The sequence below is a fragment of the Leifsonia sp. 71-9 genome (assembly GCF_001898805.1).
GTDB lineage: Bacteria > Actinomycetota > Actinomycetes > Actinomycetales > Microbacteriaceae > Leifsonia.
Genome location: NZ_MKVJ01000021.1, coordinates 275,571 through 293,679, shown reverse-complemented (window position 1 = coordinate 293,679; position 18,109 = coordinate 275,571). Strand labels below are relative to the sequence as shown.

16 protein-coding genes are annotated in these 18,109 nt (G+C 73.1%); 8 read left to right on the top strand and 8 right to left on the bottom strand.

Annotated features, from left to right (window positions below):
* Positions 1-3 precede the first annotated feature (3 nt).
* The 7 genes from BGO91_RS17965 to BGO91_RS17935 form a co-directional block, all read right to left on the bottom strand.
* On the bottom strand, positions 4-582 hold the full coding sequence (locus BGO91_RS17965; protein WP_290474104.1) for a PadR family transcriptional regulator: 579 nt from the start codon (positions 580-582) through the stop codon (positions 4-6).
* An 80-nt stretch (positions 583-662) separates the two neighbouring features.
* On the bottom strand, positions 663-1,283 hold the full coding sequence (locus BGO91_RS17960; RefSeq protein WP_290474103.1) for a uracil-DNA glycosylase: 621 nt from the start codon (positions 1,281-1,283) through the stop codon (positions 663-665).
* Between the two features lie 31 nt (positions 1,284-1,314).
* Positions 1,315-1,980, bottom strand: a complete 666-nt coding sequence (locus BGO91_RS17955) for a TIGR00645 family protein (protein ID WP_290474102.1) — start codon at positions 1,978-1,980, stop codon at positions 1,315-1,317.
* A gap of 68 nt (positions 1,981-2,048) precedes the next feature.
* Positions 2,049-3,212 (bottom strand): alcohol dehydrogenase catalytic domain-containing protein, encoded by a 1,164-nt coding sequence (locus BGO91_RS17950; protein WP_290474101.1) that lies wholly within the window; start codon positions 3,210-3,212, stop codon positions 2,049-2,051.
* Entirely contained in the window at positions 3,209-4,147 is a 939-nt protein-coding gene (locus tag BGO91_RS17945; RefSeq protein WP_290474100.1) for an HAD family hydrolase, read from the bottom strand. The genes BGO91_RS17950 and BGO91_RS17945 overlap by 4 nt, the downstream gene beginning before the upstream one ends.
* 33 nt (positions 4,148-4,180) lie before the next feature.
* Positions 4,181-5,335 (bottom strand): TIGR03364 family FAD-dependent oxidoreductase, encoded by a 1,155-nt coding sequence (locus tag BGO91_RS17940; RefSeq protein ID WP_290474099.1) that lies wholly within the window; start codon positions 5,333-5,335, stop codon positions 4,181-4,183.
* Positions 5,336-5,678: 343 nt separating this feature from the next.
* The gene (locus BGO91_RS17935) at positions 5,679-7,967 is read right to left on the bottom strand and encodes a sigma-70 family RNA polymerase sigma factor (RefSeq protein WP_290474098.1); all 2,289 of its coding nucleotides are present in this window, start codon (positions 7,965-7,967) and stop codon (positions 5,679-5,681) included.
* Between the two features lie 319 nt (positions 7,968-8,286).
* Between BGO91_RS17935 and BGO91_RS17930 the strand changes: the two genes are divergently transcribed.
* From BGO91_RS17930 to purQ, 7 genes are all read left to right on the top strand, one after another.
* Positions 8,287-9,942, top strand: a complete 1,656-nt coding sequence (locus BGO91_RS17930; protein ID WP_290474097.1) for an SdrD B-like domain-containing protein — start codon at positions 8,287-8,289, stop codon at positions 9,940-9,942.
* Between the two features lie 143 nt (positions 9,943-10,085).
* Positions 10,086-10,946: a tryptophan 2,3-dioxygenase gene (kynA, locus tag BGO91_RS17925; protein WP_290474096.1), complete on the top strand. Its 861-nt coding sequence runs from the start codon at positions 10,086-10,088 to the stop codon at positions 10,944-10,946.
* On the top strand, positions 10,943-12,169 hold the full coding sequence (locus BGO91_RS17920; RefSeq protein WP_290474095.1) for an amidohydrolase family protein: 1,227 nt from the start codon (positions 10,943-10,945) through the stop codon (positions 12,167-12,169). Before kynA ends, BGO91_RS17920 begins: the two co-directional genes overlap by 4 nt.
* Positions 12,166-13,434 carry an aminotransferase class V-fold PLP-dependent enzyme gene (locus tag BGO91_RS17915; RefSeq protein ID WP_290474094.1) on the top strand — a complete coding sequence of 423 codons (1,269 nt, stop codon included), beginning with the start codon at positions 12,166-12,168 and terminating at the stop codon, positions 13,432-13,434. Before BGO91_RS17920 ends, BGO91_RS17915 begins: the two co-directional genes overlap by 4 nt.
* Positions 13,427-14,266 carry a PaaX family transcriptional regulator C-terminal domain-containing protein gene (locus BGO91_RS17910; RefSeq protein ID WP_290474093.1) on the top strand — a complete coding sequence of 280 codons (840 nt, stop codon included), beginning with the start codon at positions 13,427-13,429 and terminating at the stop codon, positions 14,264-14,266. The genes BGO91_RS17915 and BGO91_RS17910 overlap by 8 nt, the downstream gene beginning before the upstream one ends.
* A gap of 44 nt (positions 14,267-14,310) precedes the next feature.
* Positions 14,311-14,571, top strand: coding sequence for a phosphoribosylformylglycinamidine synthase subunit PurS (gene purS / locus BGO91_RS17905; protein ID WP_021758062.1), 261 nt, complete (start codon positions 14,311-14,313; stop codon positions 14,569-14,571).
* On the top strand, positions 14,571-15,269 hold the full coding sequence (purQ, locus tag BGO91_RS17900; protein ID WP_290474092.1) for a phosphoribosylformylglycinamidine synthase subunit PurQ: 699 nt from the start codon (positions 14,571-14,573) through the stop codon (positions 15,267-15,269). The genes purS and purQ overlap by 1 nt, the downstream gene beginning before the upstream one ends.
* Before the next feature lie 78 nt (positions 15,270-15,347).
* Here the strand turns inward: purQ and BGO91_RS17895 are convergent, their stop codons facing one another.
* Positions 15,348-16,142: a helix-turn-helix transcriptional regulator gene (locus BGO91_RS17895; RefSeq protein ID WP_290474091.1), complete on the bottom strand. Its 795-nt coding sequence runs from the start codon at positions 16,140-16,142 to the stop codon at positions 15,348-15,350.
* A gap of 77 nt (positions 16,143-16,219) precedes the next feature.
* Between BGO91_RS17895 and ilvD the strand changes: the two genes are divergently transcribed.
* Positions 16,220-18,085 carry a dihydroxy-acid dehydratase gene (ilvD, locus tag BGO91_RS17890; protein ID WP_290474090.1) on the top strand — a complete coding sequence of 622 codons (1,866 nt, stop codon included), beginning with the start codon at positions 16,220-16,222 and terminating at the stop codon, positions 18,083-18,085.
* Positions 18,086-18,109: the final 24 nt, after the last annotated feature.

The following is an 18,109-nucleotide window of genomic DNA, read 5'->3' as shown; positions in this document are numbered from 1 at the left end:
CTCTCAGTGCTGCTTGTGGTCGTCCCAGGAGATCTCTCCCGAGACGAGGTCGTCGATGAGGGCCTCGAGCGTGGCCACGTCGGCCTCCGCCATCGCGCGCAGGTAGCGCACGTCCATCCAGTACCGGGCGGGGAGGCCTTTGGCCTTGACCTTGCGGATCGCCTCGTCGAGGAGCTCGATGTCCTCGCGGATGAGGGAGACGCGCTGCCGGAGCAGGGCGACGACGGTCTCGGCGGGGAGGTTGTTGGACTCGCCCAGCCCGACCGGGAACTCCGGATATTCGTTGACGGGTGTGCCGACGATGTCGGCGATCCGCTCACGGAGGGCCTGCGTGCCCTCGGCGGTGATCTCGTAGGTGGTGCGCTCGGGACGGTTGCCCTCGCGCTCGGTGCCGGTCGCCCGGACGAGGCCGTTGCCGGCCATCCGATCGACCGTGTGGTAGAGCGATCCGGGGCGCACCTTGACGAGCCGGTCCTCCGAGCGCTGCACGAGGGTCTGGTACATCTCGTACGGATGCGTCGGCCCTTCGGCGAGCAGCGCGAGCGCCGCCACGGCGAGCGGGGTGAGGGGGGTGGGAGTCATGTGTGTTGTTCCGGATCGATTGTTCCGTGGTGATTATTCCGTGTGGAATAGTACGCGGCGAAGGATTCGGATGTCAACCCTCAGCCGCGCATCCCCGCATTCAGCGCCAGCAGCTGCTCCGTGAACTGGCGTGCGCCGCCCTGAGCCGGGTGCCGGATGGCCGGCGCTTCCACGCCCGCCACCGCAAGCGCGCCCTGGGCCTTGCGACCCACGGCGACGACGGTCTCCACCCCGAGGGCGCGGATCAGCTCGAGCGCGACGGGTGCACCGGCGCGCACCTCGGCGGGGCGCGGCGTGCGGTTCGTGCGCGGGTCGCCGGGGACGAACGGGTGATGCGGATACACCGGCCAGGAGAGCGGGAGCGGCCCCTCCCACGAGCGGAAGGCCGCCCACACGTCGCGGCTGGAGGCCTCCCACGGTGCCTGCGGCTCGGGAGGCAGTTCGAGCGCGGCGAGCTCGGGGACGACCCCGGCCTCCACCTCGCGGACGGAGGTGAACGGGACGCCGGTGATCGTCATCCCGCGCCATCCCGGCGCCTCGCCGAGCAGCAGCACCGGCGCGTGCGGCATCGCGAGGTAGCGGCGCAGGTTGCGTTCGCGGCGACGGCCTTCGGGGTCGCTCCCGTACAGGGCTTCGGCGTCGGGCGGCACCGGCACCTCGGCCAGGAGGCGGAAGAAGGTCGCGAGGGGGTCGTCGCTCATGCCTCCACGATGCCACCTGGCACCGACGGCGTCAGTGGCCGGCGTCGGACTTCTTCGACATCCGGTCGATCGCGGCGAGCGCCACGGCGGAGAGGATGAAGACGCAGTGGATGACGACCTGCCAGAGCACGCCCTGCGACGTGTAGGTGTCGCCGGTCACATTCTCAGCGCCCGGGGCACCGAGGTCGCCGACCTCGATGAAGGTCTTGAGGAGGTGGATGGACGAGATGCCGATGATCGCCATCGCGAGCTTCACCTTGAGGACGTTGGCGTTGACGTGCGACAGCCACTCGGGCTGGTCGGGGTGCCCGTCGGTGTTGACGCGCGAGACGAAGGTCTCGTAGCCGCCGATGATCACCATGATCAGGAGGTTCGCGATCATCACGACATCGATGAGGCCGAGCACGACCAGCATCACCTCGGCCTCGTTGATGTTGCCCTCGACGACGACCTTCTCGGCGAGGTGCCACAGCTCGACGATGAACACCCAGACGTAGATCGCCTGCGCGACGATCAGCCCGAGGTAGAGGGGAGCCTGCAGCCAGCGGCTGAAGAAGATCAGCGAGCCGATGGCGCGGCTCGCCGGACCGGGCTGCCGGTGCTGCAGCGACGGCGTGGGCGGGCTCGGCGGCACGGGCGGCTGAGCCTCGGAATCGGTGGTGCGGGGACGGGTGGTCGGGTCGACGGTCTCGATCACGGGGGTTCCTCACGGGGTTCGGGAGCTCGATCCTAGAGAACCGAACATGTGAGAACGCTCAGGAACGGCTACGGCCGCACGCCCACGCGCGGGTGCCCGGTCGCGGCGAGGGCCGCATCCACCTCCTCCAGCGGGAAGACGACGCCCACCTGCTCGGCGAACGGGTAGCGGCGGCCGCCGTCGGACAGGAAGCGGACCGCCTGCTCCAGGTGCCGCGGGGCGTAGTTGTGCACACCGCGGATGGTGAGGAGGCGGCGGACGAGCTGCTCGGGCGAGACGGCGAGGTCGGGTCCGGGGAAGACGGAGCCGACGAGCACCAGCACGCCTCCCACGTCCACGGTGGCGAGCAGGCTCCGCACGGCGGCGGCGGTCCCCGACAGCTCCAGGGCGATCGTGGGCGCGGCGGCGCGACCTCCGGCCTTGGCGAGCGCGGTCGCGAGCCCGACCGGCGAGTCGGCGGCAGCGCGCGGGTCGACGATCGCGGCGGCCCCGAACGCCAGGGCGAGCTCGCGGCGCTCGGGCACGGGGTCGCTCACGACGACGCGGGCGCCCGCCTCGGTCGCCATGGCGGCCGCGGTGAGGCCGAGCATCCCGGCGCCGGCGATGAGCACGAGCGACCCGTCCAGCGGCACGATCTCGGAGGCCGCCTCGAGGGCGGCCGCGACCGTCGCGGTCGAGCACGAGGCCGGGGCCAGGACGGCGGCGGGGAGGTCGTCGGGGACCGGGACGATCGGAGTGCCGTCGAGGATGTGGGTGTGCGTGGCGAAACCGCCGGACAGCTCCCAGCCGCGGCGCATGCGCTCGTGACCGTACTTCTGGAGGTTCAGGCACTTCTGGGGGAGGCCGCGGCGACAACGTGCGCACCGGCCGCAGGGCACGGCCACCGACCAGACGACCCGCTCCCCGAGCGACACCCGGTGCCCGTCGGTCGTCTTGGCTCCGCCCCGCCCGAGCGCGACGACCCGGCCGACCTGCTCGTGGCCGAGCACCAGCGGCGTGGGCGCCGACCGGTGACCCAGCACGGTGTGCACGTCGGAGCCGCAGACGGTCGCGAGCTCCACCTCCACCAGCACGTCACCGGGCGCGAGACGCACGCCGGGGACGGCGACGGCCTCATGCCGGTGCCCCTCGCCCGGCCACACCATCGCCGTCGCCGACGGATACACGCTGACCCCCATCCCCAGGCTCGCCGGCGGTGCGACGACGCGCGGGGTCACGGCTTTGATCGTCACCGGGCGGCCGACCCCTCGGCAGGGGCGAGAGCGGAGGGGGTGGCGGGGGCGGCGCGGTCGTCGGCGGAGACTGCCAGGGCGGCGGCGTCATCCTCGTCGTCGTCCTCGTCCTCGTCCTCGTCCTCGAAGTCGGCGAGGTCGTCGTCCTCGTCGTCGTATTCCTCGTCGTCGTACTCGGCGTCCTCGTCGGCGAAGCCGAGCAGCTCGGCGAGGGCGGCGACGCTGTCGACGACGGCGTCCGCTCCCGCGTCGAGCAGGGTGCGCTCGTCGTGCGATCCGCTCAGCACGCCGACCACGAGGCCGGCGCCCGCCGCGATGCCGGCCGCGAGGTCGGTGGCCGTGTCGCCCACGACGACCATGCCGTCGACCGTGGTCGTCCCGGTCCGCAGCACCGCGGTCAGCGGGAGGTCGGGGTACGGGCCGCCGCGTCCGACCTCGTCGGCGCTCAGGGCGGCGTCGGCGAGGTCCGCCCAGCCGAGCGCGTCGAGAACGGCGTCCAGGGTCGCGCGGGAGAATCCGGTCGTGAGCGCCACGGCCACCCCCGACTCGCGCAGGAGGCCGACGAGCTCCTCCGCACCCGGGACGGCGCGGACACCCTCGGCGGCGACGAGGTCGGCGTAGGCCGACTCGAAGAGGGCGTTGGCGTGCTCCGCCTGGTCGTCGTCTCCCGTGAGGCCGCGGAAGACGGCGCGCGTCGACTGGCCCCGGGTGCGCCGCACATAGGCGAGCGCGGCGGCGCGCTCCCCGGCGGTGGTCGTCAGCCCTGCGGCGTCGGCCGCGTGCACGAAGGCACGCTCGACGAGACCGTCGTCGGCGACGGTCGTGCCGATCAGGCCGAGCACGACGAGCTCGAGGTCGGCGAGCTCCTCGTCCTCCTCGGGCTCGATGATGGCGGTGTCGTCGAACTCGCTGGTGATGCGGCCGTCAGGGGTCACGGTGGTGCCTTTCTCGTGTCTCGTGCAGACGTGTCAGTGGGCGCGTGCGCCGGCGGTCGCCAGCACGCCGGGGGCGGAGGCGAACAGCTCGTCGACGACGCGGTCGGCGAGGCCCAGCCCGGTGGTCATCCCGATGCCCGTCATCACCGACACCACGCGCACGTCGGGCTGCGGGGCGGCGACCAGGAACTCGTCGGGGGCGGATGCGTAGACGCCCTGCCAGCGCTCGCGCACGCGGAGCCGGTCGGTGCCGAAGAGGGCGCGGGCGCGCTCCAGCAGCAGCTCGAAAGCCTCCTCGGACTGGAAGGGCGGGACGTCCGAGCCGAGGCGGTGGGTGTCGCCGACGAGGAGCGAACCGTCCGGCCGCTGCGTGTACATCTGGTTCACATCGAGGGCGGCGAGCGCGGGATGCTCCGCCGCCAGCCGCTCCCGCAGGGCGCCGGCGCTCGGCGTGCGGGCGAAGCCCGGGTAACGCACCAGCGACCAGCCGGTGAGGAGCGGGGCGGCGAGCGGGTGGTCGAGCTCCGCATCGACGAGCATCATGTCGAGACTGCACCGCACCATCCCGTGCGCCTCGGCGACGCCCGGGAAGAGCTGCTCGACGTCGTGGTTGACCGCGACGACCACCGCGTCGGCGGCGAGACGCCCGCGGGAGGTGTGGACCGTGCCGGTCTGCACCCCGCCGACGGCGGTCTGCCAGTAGAAGTCGACGCCGTGCGCATCCAGCCAGCGGACGATCGCGGGCGCCGCCTCGCGCGGGTCCACCTGCAGATCGGCGGGCAGGAAGGCGCCGCCCATCGCGACGCCATCGGCGACGGGGATGCGCTCGCGCACCTCCGCCGGCGTGAGCATCCGCACCTGCCGGCCGCCCCGCTGCTCACGGAACTCCTCGAGCACCGCCAGCTCGTCCGGCGCCTGCGCGACGACGACGGTGCCCGACTCCCGCAGCCAGAACCCGGCCTCCGGAGCGAGCGTCAGCCACAGCTCGCGGGCCAGTTCGGCGTACGCCCTGGCCTCCCCGTCCTGCCCGGTCACGCACAGATGACCGAAGTTGCGCACCGAGGCGCCGTACGGCCCGGAGGCGCGATCGAGGACGGCGACGGTCAGCCCCCGGCGCAGCGCCGCCACCGCGTGACCGAGGCCGACGATGCCGCTGCCGACGATCGCCAGATCGTAGTGCCTGCCCATTCCGCCCCTCCTGTAGGGCACACGCTAGGCCGCGGGGACGACGGTGGCGCGACGGCCGGGTAACCGGCAGGTGAACGACTCAGGGGAGTCGGGGGGTGGCGGGGGTGGCGCGGGTGGCGGGGGTGGCGGGACGGCGTCGGCAACGGAGGGGGCCGACCGCGACGCGCGCGAGAAGGGCAGGGAACGGAGGAGGTGCGGGGCGAGCCGCGGGCTATCTCCTCCGGTGAAGCCGGCGTCGGTAACGGAGGGGGCCGACCGCGACGCGCGCGAGAAGGGCAGGGAACGGAGGAGATGCAGGGCGAACCGCGCGGGATCTCCTCCGGTGGCCCGGTCGGGCCTGCGCTCAGGGGCGGCTGACGCGGACGAACGCGTCGGCCAGCACGCCGTGCCGGTCGCCGGAGACGACGACCGCGCCCACGCGGTGCTCGCCCGGCTCCAGCACGAACGCCGTGTAGCCGTTTCCGCTGTCGTCGAGGGTGATGGTCCTGCCGGTCGAGAGGCCGTCCACCCACACCTCGACCGTCGCGCCCGGGGCGTCGTGCACGATGAGGATCACGGAGAGGGGCGCTCCGACCGCGAGCACACCGGGCACGCTCGCGGTGCCGTTCACCACCGCAGACGGCTCGGAGACGTTGCCCGCCGGATCCGTCTGGCGCGCGGTGAGGGAGTAGTTCGCGGAGGCGAGGATCAGCTCCCCGGTGCTCCAGCCTCCGGTCGCGTCGGCCGTCACCGTCGCGAGCGGGCGGTCGCCGTCGGAGACCACGACGCTGGCACCGGGCTCGGCGGTCCCGGAGACGATCGGGGCCATCCGGCCGGCGAGGTCGCCGGAGCCGGTGTCGACGGACGTGATCACCGGCGGGAGCGCCGTCCGGTCGACGATGAGCCCGAGCACGGTGGGCGCGGAGGAGCCGGCCGTCGTCGCCTGGACGAGCACGAGCGTCCACGCGCCGTCGGTCAGTGCGGAGAGGTCGGCGGTGAGGGCCCAGGTGCCGGCGGAATCGACGGTCGCGGTGCCGAGGGGCGTGGAGGCAGTGGAGGCGTTCGGGGTGGTGGAGGTGGCGGGGACCGGGGCGGCAGAGGCGGCGCTGGTACCCGTGGCGGAGGCGGCGCCGGTACCCGTGGAGGTGGCGGCGGCGCGGGCAGTGCCTGCGCGCTGCGCGACCACCGAGACGACGGCGCCCGGGGTGCCGGTGCCTGCGATGTCCACGAACGTGGCGGAGGTGGCGCGCGTCGCATCCCACGGCGACGTGACGACGGGCGCGAGCGGCGGCTGCGGGTTCGTCGGGTTCGTCGGATTCGTCGGATTCGTGGGCGTGGTCGGCTTCGTCGGCGCGACGGGCGTCGCGGGGCCGGCGGGCGTCTTCGGTGCGGCGGGAGTCGACGGTGCGGTCGGGGCCGGGTCGGCGGGCGCGTCCTGCGCGGGCGGAGTCGCGGGCGGGGTCACCGGCGGGTTCGCGGGTGGAGCGACGACGGGCGTCTGGGGGAGGCCGCTCGCCACGCCACCCGGCGCTCCCCCGGCCGACGACGGAGGGGCGGCCGCGACGATCGGGGCCGAGGGCCCGTGGTCGCCGCTGGAGGGGAACAGCTGTGGTCCGAGCACGAAGGTTCCGGCGACCGCCGCGGCGGCGAGGAGTGCGCCTCCCGTCGTCCAGCCCGCGATCGCGACCCCGCTCGCCGCGCCGCCCGCGGCCGTGCCGCCGGACGCGCCCGCGGAGGAGACGGCGCTCGAGACGGAGGACGGCATGGGGGTCGCAGCTCCGGCGGTCGCCGCGACGGCGTTGTGGCCGCCCTGGATCCAGGCCGCGTACGCGGCGGCAGCGCCGGCCCCGACGGTCAGGGGCAGCACGATGAGAGCGAGGCGCGAGCCGACCTCCTCGGCCTCGCCGAGCACGATGGTGCAGCGGGCGCAGGAGAAGAGGTGCTTCTCGAACCGCACGGTGTCGCGGGTGGCGAGCTTGTTCCGCGTGTAGGCGCCCATCCGGTCGGTCACCCACCGGCACTCCGAGTCCTCGTCGAGGGACTGGAGGTGCGCCTGGATCCACGCCTGGCGCAGCCCCTCCCGCGCCCGGTAGGCGAGCGCGGAGACGCTGTTGGGCGCGAGGCCGAGGAGCGGGGCGACCGTCGCCGGGCTCAGCTGCTCGACGTCGCAGTACCAGAGCACCTCCTGCCACCGGTCCGGGAGGGAGCGGAAGGCCTGCGCCGTCAGCGAGCGGTCGAGCGCCTTCAGGGTCGTCGACTCGGTGGTCTCGGGGTCCGGGATGGTCTCGGCGTCCTCGAGGGGGGTCTCCTTGCGGTCCCTGCCCCACGACGCGGCGAGGTTGCGGATGGTCGTGAAGAGATAGGGGCGGAAGCCGACCTGCGGGCCCTTGCCGTTCTGGACCGCCTGGAAGATCTTCGTGAACGCCTCGGCGACCAGATCGTCCGGGTCGATGCTCGAGGACGCCGACCGCGCAACGGCGAGGCCGGCGCGGGAGTGCCGGCGCCACAACTCCGCATAGGCGCGTTCGTCCCCCGACCGGGACCGCTCGACGAGGTCGCCGTCGGAGACCTCGTCCACGGGCTCGGGCCGGGGCGCGCGACGGAGCAGCGGGCGCCGGGAGGGCTGCGCACGCTGCGGGTCGCGAGGGGACATCGGGCTTCTCAATCGTGAGTCGGGTCGCTGGGTCGGGAAGGAGGGAGGCGGCTGGAGCGCCGCATCCAAGAGACGCGGAGGAGGCCGGATCATGACGCGACTCGACCGATTTCGATCGATTCGCGCGAATCGCGTCATGATCCGCGCACTGCCCCGTCCCTTCTCCGAGCGCACACCCGAGCGCGCTCCGAGCGGTCCGCCACCCGAAGGCGCGACCCGGGGAGACCCGAAACCCCGTCCGCCCGATCAGTGCCCGCCGGCCACCGGCAGGCGCCGTCCGGCGTGCGCAGGACCGTCCGAACCCGAACGAAGGACCGTCATGCATCGCACCGCCGCGCGCGACCCGAACGCGCGCACCCGTTCCACCACCCGTCCCGCCCGCCTCGTCGCCGCGCTCCTCGCCGGCCTCCTCGCGGTCAGCGGCCTGCTCGTCGCCACGGCTCCGGCCGGCGCGGCCGAGATCCCCGGCGCCATCTCGAACGTCACGACCGACAAGTCCTCCTACGGCTACAGCGAGAAGCTCGTCCTGAGCTTCGACTGGGCCGTCCCCGACGGCAGCGCCCCCGGCGACACCTTCTCGCTGATGCTGCCGCCCGAGCTGGCCGCCGCGAGCCTCGCGCGCTTCAGCCTCGACGCTCCGGACGGCACCCCGATCGCGACCGCCGCCTGGAGCGGGCGGACCGCGGTCTTCACCCTCACCGACTACGTGGCGACCCACGACGACGTCGCCGGCACCGGCCACTTCACGGCGCAATGGGATCACACCACCGTGACCGAGACCGGCGGTCCGGTCCAGCTGACGTTCGGCTCGACCCTGACGACCGTCACGATCGCCCCGAAGCCGACTCCCACGCCGTGCACCGTGAACTGCGGACCGCAGCCGGTCCCGACCTCGCGCGGTGCGTGGAAGGGATCCGGCTGGACCGACGGATCGTACGAGGGCACCCGCGACCCGTCGAGCAACATCTCCTGGGTCGTCCAGCTGCCGGGCGATCAGACCGGGTACGCCGGGCCGGTCGACGTCGTCGACACGATCGGCGCCGGGAGCGCGATCGACTGCCCCTCGATCACCGTCACCGCCCGCACCAGCCTGGCCGGAGGGACGCCGAGCACCCCGGTCGACCCGTCGCGGTACACGGTGTCGTGCACGGCCGCCGGCCTCCACGTCGTGCTCGACGCGGTGCACGCCAGCGAGTTCGTCGACATCCGCTACACGGGGACCATCACGGACCAGCGTCTCGGCACCTACTCGAACGCGGTCACGATCAGCTACCCCGGCACGACGGTGACCAAGACCTCCACCATCAAGCGCACCTCGGCCGGCGGTTCCGGCGACGGCGACCAGAGCGTCTCCGTCGGCGACTTCGTCTGGCTCGACACGAACCGGGACGGCCTCCAGAGCACCGGCGAGCAGGGGATCCCCGGCGTCGTGCTCGTGCTCACCGGACCGGACGGCGGCCCCGTGACGAACGTGAGCGGTGCGCCGGTCGGTCCGGCGACCACCGATGCCGACGGCCACTACCTCTTCCCGGGGCTGCCCGTTCTCCCGGCCGGGCAGCACTACACGGTCACGATCGACCGTGCGGCCTCGGCCCAGGCTCTGACCGGACTCACGCCGACCACGGCCGGCGCCGGCTCCGACCGGGCCGTCGACAGCTCGACCTGGGCGGCTACGTCCGGCGACCTCACCACGAACCGCGCCGCGGACCTGACGCTGGACTTCGGGTTCGTCCGCCCGGTCGTGACCCCGACCGAACCGGCCCAGCCGAACGCCGGCGGCACTCCCCCGAGCACGCCCGCGGCGCCGGCCCCGGCTCCGGGAGCGACGCCCGCCGCTGCTGCCCCGATCGGGTCTCTGGCCCACACGGGGTCCGACGTTGTGACACCGCTCGCCGCCGCGGCGGCCCTGATCGCGCTGGGACTGGCGCTCGCCGCCACCGTCTCCTGGCGGCGCCGCCGGGCCGAGCGAGGCTGACCCGTCGCGGGGGACGGAGCCCGACGCCGTCCCCCGCGACCTCCTGGAATCCCTCCGCGACCTCCTTCGCGACCTCCTCCTGGATCTCCTTCCGACTCTCCTTTCCTGTTGCGTATTCGTGACGGTCGGCGCAGAATTGCAGCATGAGTGTGGACGGGAACACCCGCGACATCGAGCCAGACATCGTCACCGACTTCCGCGAGCGGATGTCGTACGGCTCCTATCTGGACCTCGACACGCTCCTGGGCGCGCAGCACCCGGTCAGCCGGCCGGAGCACCACGACGAGCTGCTGTTCATCGTGCAGCACCAGACCACCGAGCTCTGGCTGAAGCTGGTGCTGCACGAGCTCGAATCGGCCCGCGATCTGCTGCGCGCCGACCAGCTGGCGCCGGCGCTCAAGCGGATCGCCCGCGTGAAGCACATCCAGAAGACCCTCACCGAGCAATGGTCCGTGCTCGCGACGCTGACGCCGACCGAGTACGCCGAGTTCCGCGGCTTCCTCGGCAACTCGTCCGGATTCCAGTCGTACCAGTACCGCGCCGTCGAGTTCGTGCTCGGCAACAAGAACGCCCGCATGCTCAGCGTGTTCGCGAGCGATCCCGCCGCCCACGCCCTGCTCGCCGAACTGCTGGAGCAGCCGAGCGTCTATGACGAGTTCCTCCGCTACCTCGCCCGCGCCGGCTACGCCGTGCCGGACGTCGTGCTGGAGCGCGACGTCACCCAGGCCCACGTCTTCACTCCCGAGCTCGTCCCCGTCTTCCGGGACATCTACGAGAACGCGGACGCCCACTGGTCGGAGTACGAGGCCTGCGAGGAGTTCGTCGACCTGGAGGACAACTTCCAGCTCTGGCGGTTCCGGCACCTCAAGACGGTGCAGCGCACGATCGGTATGAAGATCGGCACCGGCGGCTCCTCCGGCGTCAACTTCTTGCAGAGGGCGCTCGAGCTGACGTTCTTCCCCGAGCTGTACGCCGTCCGCACCGAGATCGGCACACCCCGGTGAGCCCGGACGCGGACCCCGCCGGCGCGGTCACGTCCGACGCGGACGCCCCCACGGACGCCGCCGCGGACGCCCCCGTCACCCTCGCATTCGACGCCGTCTGGACCGGCGACGGCTTCCTCGGCCCGACCACGTACCGACTCCGCGGCGACCACCTGGCACCGATCGACCAGACCTCGAACCCCCCTCTCCCCGGCAGCACCACCGACCTCCACCACCTCGGCGGCACCCTCTTCCCCCGCCTGACCGACCACCACGTGCACCTCGGCCTCGTCGACCCCGCGGCACTCTTCCGGAACGGCATCACGCACGCCGCGGACCTCGGCTGGAGCCCGGAGATCGCGTCCACCTGGCTGCACGACGATCAGCGATGGCCGAGCGTGACGATCGCCTGCGCCTTCCTCACCGCGCCCGGCGGCTATCCCACGCGTTCCGGCTGGGCTCCCTCCGCCGCGGCACGGGAGGTCGGGGGACCTCGGGAGGCGCGGCGAGCGGTGCGTGAACAGGTCATAGCAGGAGCCTCCCGCATCAAGGTCGCCCTCAACAGCGAGGCCGGCGAAACAGTGGACAACGCCACTCTCGCCGCCATTGTGGAGGAGGCCGTGACCGCTGGGCTGCCCGTCGTCGCGCACGCACAGGGCACCGGCCAGACCACTCGCGCCATCCACGCCGGCGTCGCCCAGCTGGCGCACACGCCGTTCAGCGAACGCCTCTCCGATCGGGTCATCGCCGACGCCGCCGGTCGCGGGATGAGCTGGATCTCCACGCTCGACATCCACGGCTGGGGAGCCGCGACCATCGAGAGCAGCATCGCCGTCGACAACCTGCGCCGCTTCGCCGCCGCCGGCGGACGCGTGCTCTACGGCACCGACCTCGGCAACGGACCGCTCCCGCTCGGGGTGAACGCCCGCGAGCTCACCGCCCTCCTCTCCGCGGGCCTGGACGGCACGGCCCTGCTGCGCTCGATCGCCGGCGACTCGGGCGACGGCCACCTCAGCCCGGAAGCGCCGATCGGCCCGCGGATCGCCTGGGTTCCCGGCGCCCCTCCCGTCGACCCGGCCCAGCTCCCCGCCTGGCTCGCGACCGCCCGCGGGCTCCACGTCGCAGACCTCCCCGGCCCCAGCCCGGACCCGGGCACGAGAACGCACACGCACGCGCCCTCACCCCACCCCTCCCCCACGCCCTCCTCCCCTCCCACCTCGAGCACCGAAGGACCGCTCCCATGACCGACGACGCCACCACCTCCGCCCTCCTCGCGCCCGACCCGCTCACGGCCGCCCGCGCGCTCGACGGCGCCGACCAGCTCGCCACCTACCGCGAGCGCTTCGTCGGCGTGCCCGACGGCACGGGCGTCACGGCCTACTTCGACGGCAACTCGCTCGGCCGCCCCACCCTCGCGAGCGTCGAGCGGGTGCAGCGATTCCTGCTCGACGGCTGGGGCGGCCGCCTCATCCGCGGCTGGGACGAGGCGTGGATGGAGCTGCCGTTCACGATCGGCGACGCCCTCGGCGATGCCGCGCTGGGAGCCGCCGCCGGTCAGACGTTCATCGGCGACTCGACCACGGTCGTCCTCTACAAGCTCGCCCGCGCCGCCGTGGACGCCGGCCCCGACCGCACCCAGATCGTCCTCGACACCGACAACTTCCCGACCGATCGCTACCTGCTCGACGGGATCGCCCGCGAGCGCGGTCTCGACCTGGTCTGGATCGAGGCGGACACCGAGGCCGGCGTCACCCCCGAGCAGGTCGCGGCCGTCGTCGGGCCGCAGACGGCGCTCGTCGTGCTGAGCCACGTCGCCTACCGCTCCGGGTTCCTCGCCGACGTGCCCGCGATCACGCGGATCGCCCACGACGCGGGCGCGCTCGTGCTGTGGGACCTCTGCCATTCGGCGGGTTCCGTCCCGGTGGAGCTGGACGCGTGGGGCGTCGACCTCGCCGCGGGCTGCACCTACAAGTACCTCAACGGCGGACCGGGATCCCCCGCGTTCGGCTACGTCGCCACGCGCCTCCAGCACCGGCTCGCCCAGCCGATCCAGGGCTGGATGGGCACCAGCGACGTCTTCGCGATGGGGCCGGAGTACCGCCCGGCCGACGGCATCCGCCGGTTCATCAGCGGCACTCCGCCGGTCGTCGGGATGCTCGCCATGCAGGACACGATCGCCATGCTCGCCGAGGCCGGCATCGAGGCGGTGCGGGCGAAGTCCGTCGCCCTCACGGAGTTCGCGGTCGCGCTCGCGGACGAATGGCTCGCCCCGCTCGGCGCGACGCTCGCGAGCCCGCGCGACCCGGACCGTCGCGGCGGCCACGTCACGGTCAACCACCCGGCCATGCGCGAGGTGACCGCTGCCCTCTGGGAGCAGGACGTCATCCCCGATTACCGCAACCCGAACGGGCTGCGCATCGGGCTGTCGCCGCTGAGCACGAGCTTCGAGGAGGTGTGGCGGGGGATGTCCGCCGTGCGCGATGTGCTCGGCGAGCTGACGCATGACTGAGGTCGCCCTCCGCGAGGATCTCGAGGCGAACTCCGGAAGCGCCACCGCGCTGCTGCGCACCATCGTGGGCAGCATGCTGCGCCCGCTGGGCGGGTGGATGTCCGCCGCGGGCACGGTGCAGCTGCTCGGTTCGCTCGGCATCCCGCCCGCCACGGCGCGGTCGAGCATCGCCCGGCTCGTCGCGCGCGGTGTGCTGCGGCGAGCGGCAGGCGAGGGCGGCGCGCCCGGCTACGCCCTCGACCCGGCCGCCGTGCCGATGCTGGAGCGCGGCGACGCGCGCATCTTCGGCGAGCGCCGCCCCGCGACGGCGTGGTGCCTCGTGTCGTACTCGTTCCCGGAGCGCCAGCGGTCGCTGCGGCACCAGCTGCGCCGCCGGCTCGCGGCGATCGGCTGCGGCACGGTCGCGGACGGCCTGTGGATCGGCCCGGCCGCCCTCGAGCAGGAGCTGGCGGAGGTCGTGGCCGAGTTCGACGCCGTGCTGTTCGTGGACGCGGCGGCCCGCAGCGACCTCTCCACGGGTCTCGCGTCCTGGTACGACCTCCCCGCCATCCGCCGCGTGCACGAGGCGTTCCTCGACCGCTTCGGCTCGGTCGACGTCTCGCCCGCGATCGGCGACGAAGAGGCGTTCGCACTGTGGGTGCGCGCGCTCGACGAGTGGCGGGTGGTCCCCTATCGCGACCCGGGACTCCCGCCCGCCGCGCTGCCCGACGGCTGGCCCGGCGATGCCTCCGCCGCCCTGTTCGCGCGCCTGCGGAACACGCTCGAGCAGCGGGCCGTCGCCCATGCCTCCCGCATCGCCGGGCCGGATCGCGTGGCCGCCGCCGCACGGTAGAATCGCAGGCGAACCCCCGACCGCGAGCGAGCAGGAGCGCACCTTTGTCGACGATCGTTGTGGAAGTCATGCCCAAGGCCGAACTGCTCGACCCGCAGGGCAAGGCCGTCGCCGGCGCCCTCTCGCGCATCGGCAAGGGTCAGTTCAGCGGCGTCCGTGTGGGCAAGCGCTTCGAGCTGACCGTGGACGGCCCGATCGACGACGCCACGCGCGCCGCGGTCCGCGAGATCGCCGACGAGATCCTCTCCAACTCCGTGATCGAGGACGTCGTGGGCATCCACTACCCGGACGAGGCCGGCGCCTGATGCGCATCGGCGTCATCACCTTCCCCGGCTCGCTCGACGACCGCGACGCCCTTCGCGCCGTGCGCCTCGCCGGTGCCGAGCCGGTCGCGCTCTGGCACGGCGAGCACGACCTCCAGGGCGTCGACGCGCTCGTCCTCCCGGGCGGCTTCAGCTACGGCGACTACCTGCGCTGCGGCGCGATCGCGAGCCTCTCGCCGATCATGACCGAGGTCGTGGACGCGGCCGCCAAGGGCGTCCCCGTGCTCGGCATCTGCAACGGTTTCCAGATGCTCGCCGAGGCGCACCTCGTGTCGGGCGGCCTGATCCGCAACGACCACGGCAACTTCATCCGCCGCGACCAGTCGCTGACCGTCGAGAACACGGACACCCCGTGGACCAGCGGCTTCGAGCAGGGCCAGGAGATCGTCATCCCGCTCAAGAACGGCGAGGGCGGCTTCATCGCCTCGGCCGAGGAGCTCAAGCGCCTCGAGGGCGAGGGCCTGGTGGCGTTCCGCTACCAGGGCGTCAACCCGAACGGCTCGCTCAACGACATCGCGGGCGTGCGCAACGAGCGCGGCAACGTGGTCGGCCTCATGCCGCACCCGGAGCACGCGGTCGAGCCCGGCTTCGGCCCCGACACCTCCGACGCCATGCGCTCGGGCGTCGACGGCCTCACCTTCTTCACCTCCGTCATCCGCTCGGCCCTCGTCGAGGCCTGAACCCGGTCCCCAGCCGCCGAGCACAGCAAAAGTGCGCCGAATCCGCTCGATTCGGCGCACTTTTGCTGTGCTCGGGGGCTACGCCAGCGGGGTGTAGACGACCAGGCGGAGTTCGGGGTGGTCGGTCGGCGTCAGCTGGTGGTGCTCGAAGCGCGCGGTGACGCCGCTCGGGAGGCGGAAGAGCCGCTCGCGGGAGGCGAACCCGCTGATGTCGTAGTGCTCCCACGCCGCGCGGAACTCCGGGCTCGCCGCGCGCAACCGCTCCACGAGCGCCCGCACGCCCGGATCGCCCGCCCGCGCGCCGGTCTCGGCCCGGAATTCGGCGAGGAACCGCGCGCTCGTCACATCCCAGTCCGGCAGCAGCTCCCGCACGGCGTCGTCGGTGTAGACCAGCCACAGCAGGTTGCGGTCCTCGGGAGGTACGTCCCCGACCCGCGGATACAGCCGGGTGTAGGCGTCGTTCCAACCCGCGATGCCCCAGTCGGGTGCGAGCGCGAACGCCGGGTTGGGGTCGATCGCGTCGAGCAGCCGCTGGAGGTGGGGAGGCGCATCTTCCACCGCCCGTGCCGCGACCGTCGGCGCGAGGCCGAACCCGGCGAGGGAGAGCACGAACTCCTGCTCCGGCAGCGGGAGGCGCAGGGTGCGGGCGACGGCGTCGAGCACCGAGCGCGACGGGTTGATCGGACGCCCCTGCTCCAGCCAGGTGTACCAGGTGACGCTGACGCCGGAGAGGTAGGCGACCTCCTCGCGGCGCAGGCCGACGTCGCGGGTGCGGCCGACCGGCGGGAGGCCGTAGTCGGCGCGCGGAGCCTGCTCGCGGCGGGAGCGCAGGAAGCGCCCGAGCTCGCGGCGGCGGTCCTCGGTGTCAGGCACGAGCTCGATACTAGTGCTCTCACTACTAGTATCAACGCTGACTTCCGCTCCCGAGCCGCCGCCCGAAGGATGGGAGCATGCCTCCACTCCGTTCACGCACCGTCACGCACGGCCGCAACATGGCCGGCGCCCGCGCACTGCTGCGCGCCGCCGGCGTCGCCCGCGAAGACTTCGGCAAGCCGATCATCGCGGTCGCGAACAGCTTCACCGAGTTCGTCCCCGGCCACACGCACCTGCAGCCGGTCGGCCGCATCGTCTCGCAGGCCATCCACGACGCGGGCGGCATCGCCCGCGAGTTCAACACGATCGCGGTCGACGACGGCATCGCCATGGGCCACGGCGGCATGCTCTACTCGCTGCCCTCGCGCGAGCTGATCGCCGACTCCGTCGAGTACATGGTCAACGCGCACTGCGCCGACGCGATCGTCTGCGTCTCCAACTGCGACAAGATCACGCCCGGGATGCTGCTCGCGGCGCTGCGCCTCAACATCCCCGTCGTCTTCGTCTCGGGCGGCCCGATGGAGGGCGGCCGCACCACGCTCGTCGACGGCACCGTGCGCAAGCTCGACCTCATCTCGGCGATCGCCGACTCCGCGAACGACAGCGTGAGCGACACGGACCTGTTCCGCATCGAGGAGAACGCCTGCCCGACCTGCGGCTCCTGCTCCGGGATGTTCACCGCCAACTCGATGAACTTCCTCACCGAGGCGCTCGGGCTGGCGCTGCCGGGCAACGGCTCCACCCTGGCGACGCACACCGCCCGCCGCGCCCTCTACGAGAAGGCCGGCGCGACCGCCGTCGAGCTGGCGCACCGCTACTACGACCAGGACGACGAGTCCGTGCTCCCCCGCTCGATCGCGACCAGCGCGGCCTTCGGCAACGCGATGGCGCTCGACATCGCGATGGGCGGCTCGACCAACACCATCCTGCACCTGCTGGCCGCGGCCCGAGAGGGCGGGATCGACTACGACCTGACCGACATCGACGCCCTGTCGCGCCGCGTGCCGTGCCTGTCGAAGGTCGCGCCCAACGGCGCCGCGCTCGTCGAGGACGTGCACCGCGCCGGCGGTGTGCCCGCGCTGCTCGGCGAGCTCGACCGCGCGGGTCTGCTCGACCGCGGCGTCCACACCGTGCACGCCTCGACGCTGGACGCGTGGCTCTCGGACTGGGACATCCGCGGCGGCTCGGCGACGCCCGAGGCGATCGAGCTGTTCCACGCGGCGCCCGGCGGTGTGCGCTCGTCGTCGGCGTTCTCGCAGTCGGAGCGCTGGCACGAGCTCGACCTCGACGCCGAGACCGGCGTGATCCGGGATGTGGCGCACGCCTACTCGAAGGACGGCGGCCTCGCCATCCTCCGCGGCAACCTCGCCCCCGACGGCGCCGTGGTGAAGACCGCGGGCGTCGACGAGAGCATCCTCACCTTCAGCGGACCGGCGGTCGTCGTCGACTCGCAGGAGGCCGCGGTCGAGGCGATCCTCGGCAAGCGCGTGAACGAGGGAGACGTCGTCGTCATCCGCTACGAGGGACCGCGCGGCGGGCCCGGGATGCAGGAGATGCTGTACCCGACGTCGTTCCTGAAGGGCCGCGGGCTGGGCGCGAAGTGCGCGCTCATCACCGACGGCCGCTTCTCCGGCGGCACCTCCGGCCTCTCGATCGGGCACGTCTCGCCCGAGGCGGCGGCCGGCGGCCTGATCGCGCTCGTCGAGGACGGCGACATCATCAGCATCGACGTGCACACCCGCGCGCTGCGCCTGGACGTGCCGGACGCCGTGCTCGACGCCCGCCGCGAAGCGCTCGAGTCCGGGCGCGGCTACCGCCCGCTCGACCGCGACCGTCCGGTGTCGGCCGCGCTGCGCGCCTACGCCGCGATGGCCCTCTCCGCCGACAAGGGTGCGGCCCGCGACGTCGACCAGCTCGAGGAGCGCGTTCGTACTTTCGGGTGATTCGCCGGCGGCGGCGATCCGTCA

Bases quoted from the DNA above. Each gene is read 5' to 3' on its own strand.
- BGO91_RS17910 (WP_290474093.1), top strand. From the start codon at position 13,427: ATGACTGAGGTCGCCCTCCGCGAGGATCTCGAGGCGAACTCCGGAAGC.
- BGO91_RS17935 (WP_290474098.1), bottom strand. From the start codon at position 7,967: ATGTCCCCTCGCGACCCGCAGCGTGCGCAGCCCTCCCGGCGCCCGCTG.
- BGO91_RS17965 (WP_290474104.1), bottom strand. From the start codon at position 582: ATGACTCCCACCCCCCTCACCCCGCTCGCCGTGGCGGCGCTCGCGCTG.
- BGO91_RS17960 (WP_290474103.1), bottom strand. From the start codon at position 1,283: ATGAGCGACGACCCCCTCGCGACCTTCTTCCGCCTCCTGGCCGAGGTG.
- BGO91_RS17915 (WP_290474094.1), top strand. From the start codon at position 12,166: ATGACCGACGACGCCACCACCTCCGCCCTCCTCGCGCCCGACCCGCTC.
- ilvD (WP_290474090.1), top strand. From the start codon at position 16,220: ATGCCTCCACTCCGTTCACGCACCGTCACGCACGGCCGCAACATGGCC.
- BGO91_RS17940 (WP_290474099.1), bottom strand. From the start codon at position 5,335: ATGGGCAGGCACTACGATCTGGCGATCGTCGGCAGCGGCATCGTCGGC.
- purQ (WP_290474092.1), top strand. From the start codon at position 14,571: ATGCGCATCGGCGTCATCACCTTCCCCGGCTCGCTCGACGACCGCGAC.
- kynA (WP_290474096.1), top strand. From the start codon at position 10,086: ATGAGTGTGGACGGGAACACCCGCGACATCGAGCCAGACATCGTCACC.
- BGO91_RS17930 (WP_290474097.1), top strand. From the start codon at position 8,287: ATGCATCGCACCGCCGCGCGCGACCCGAACGCGCGCACCCGTTCCACC.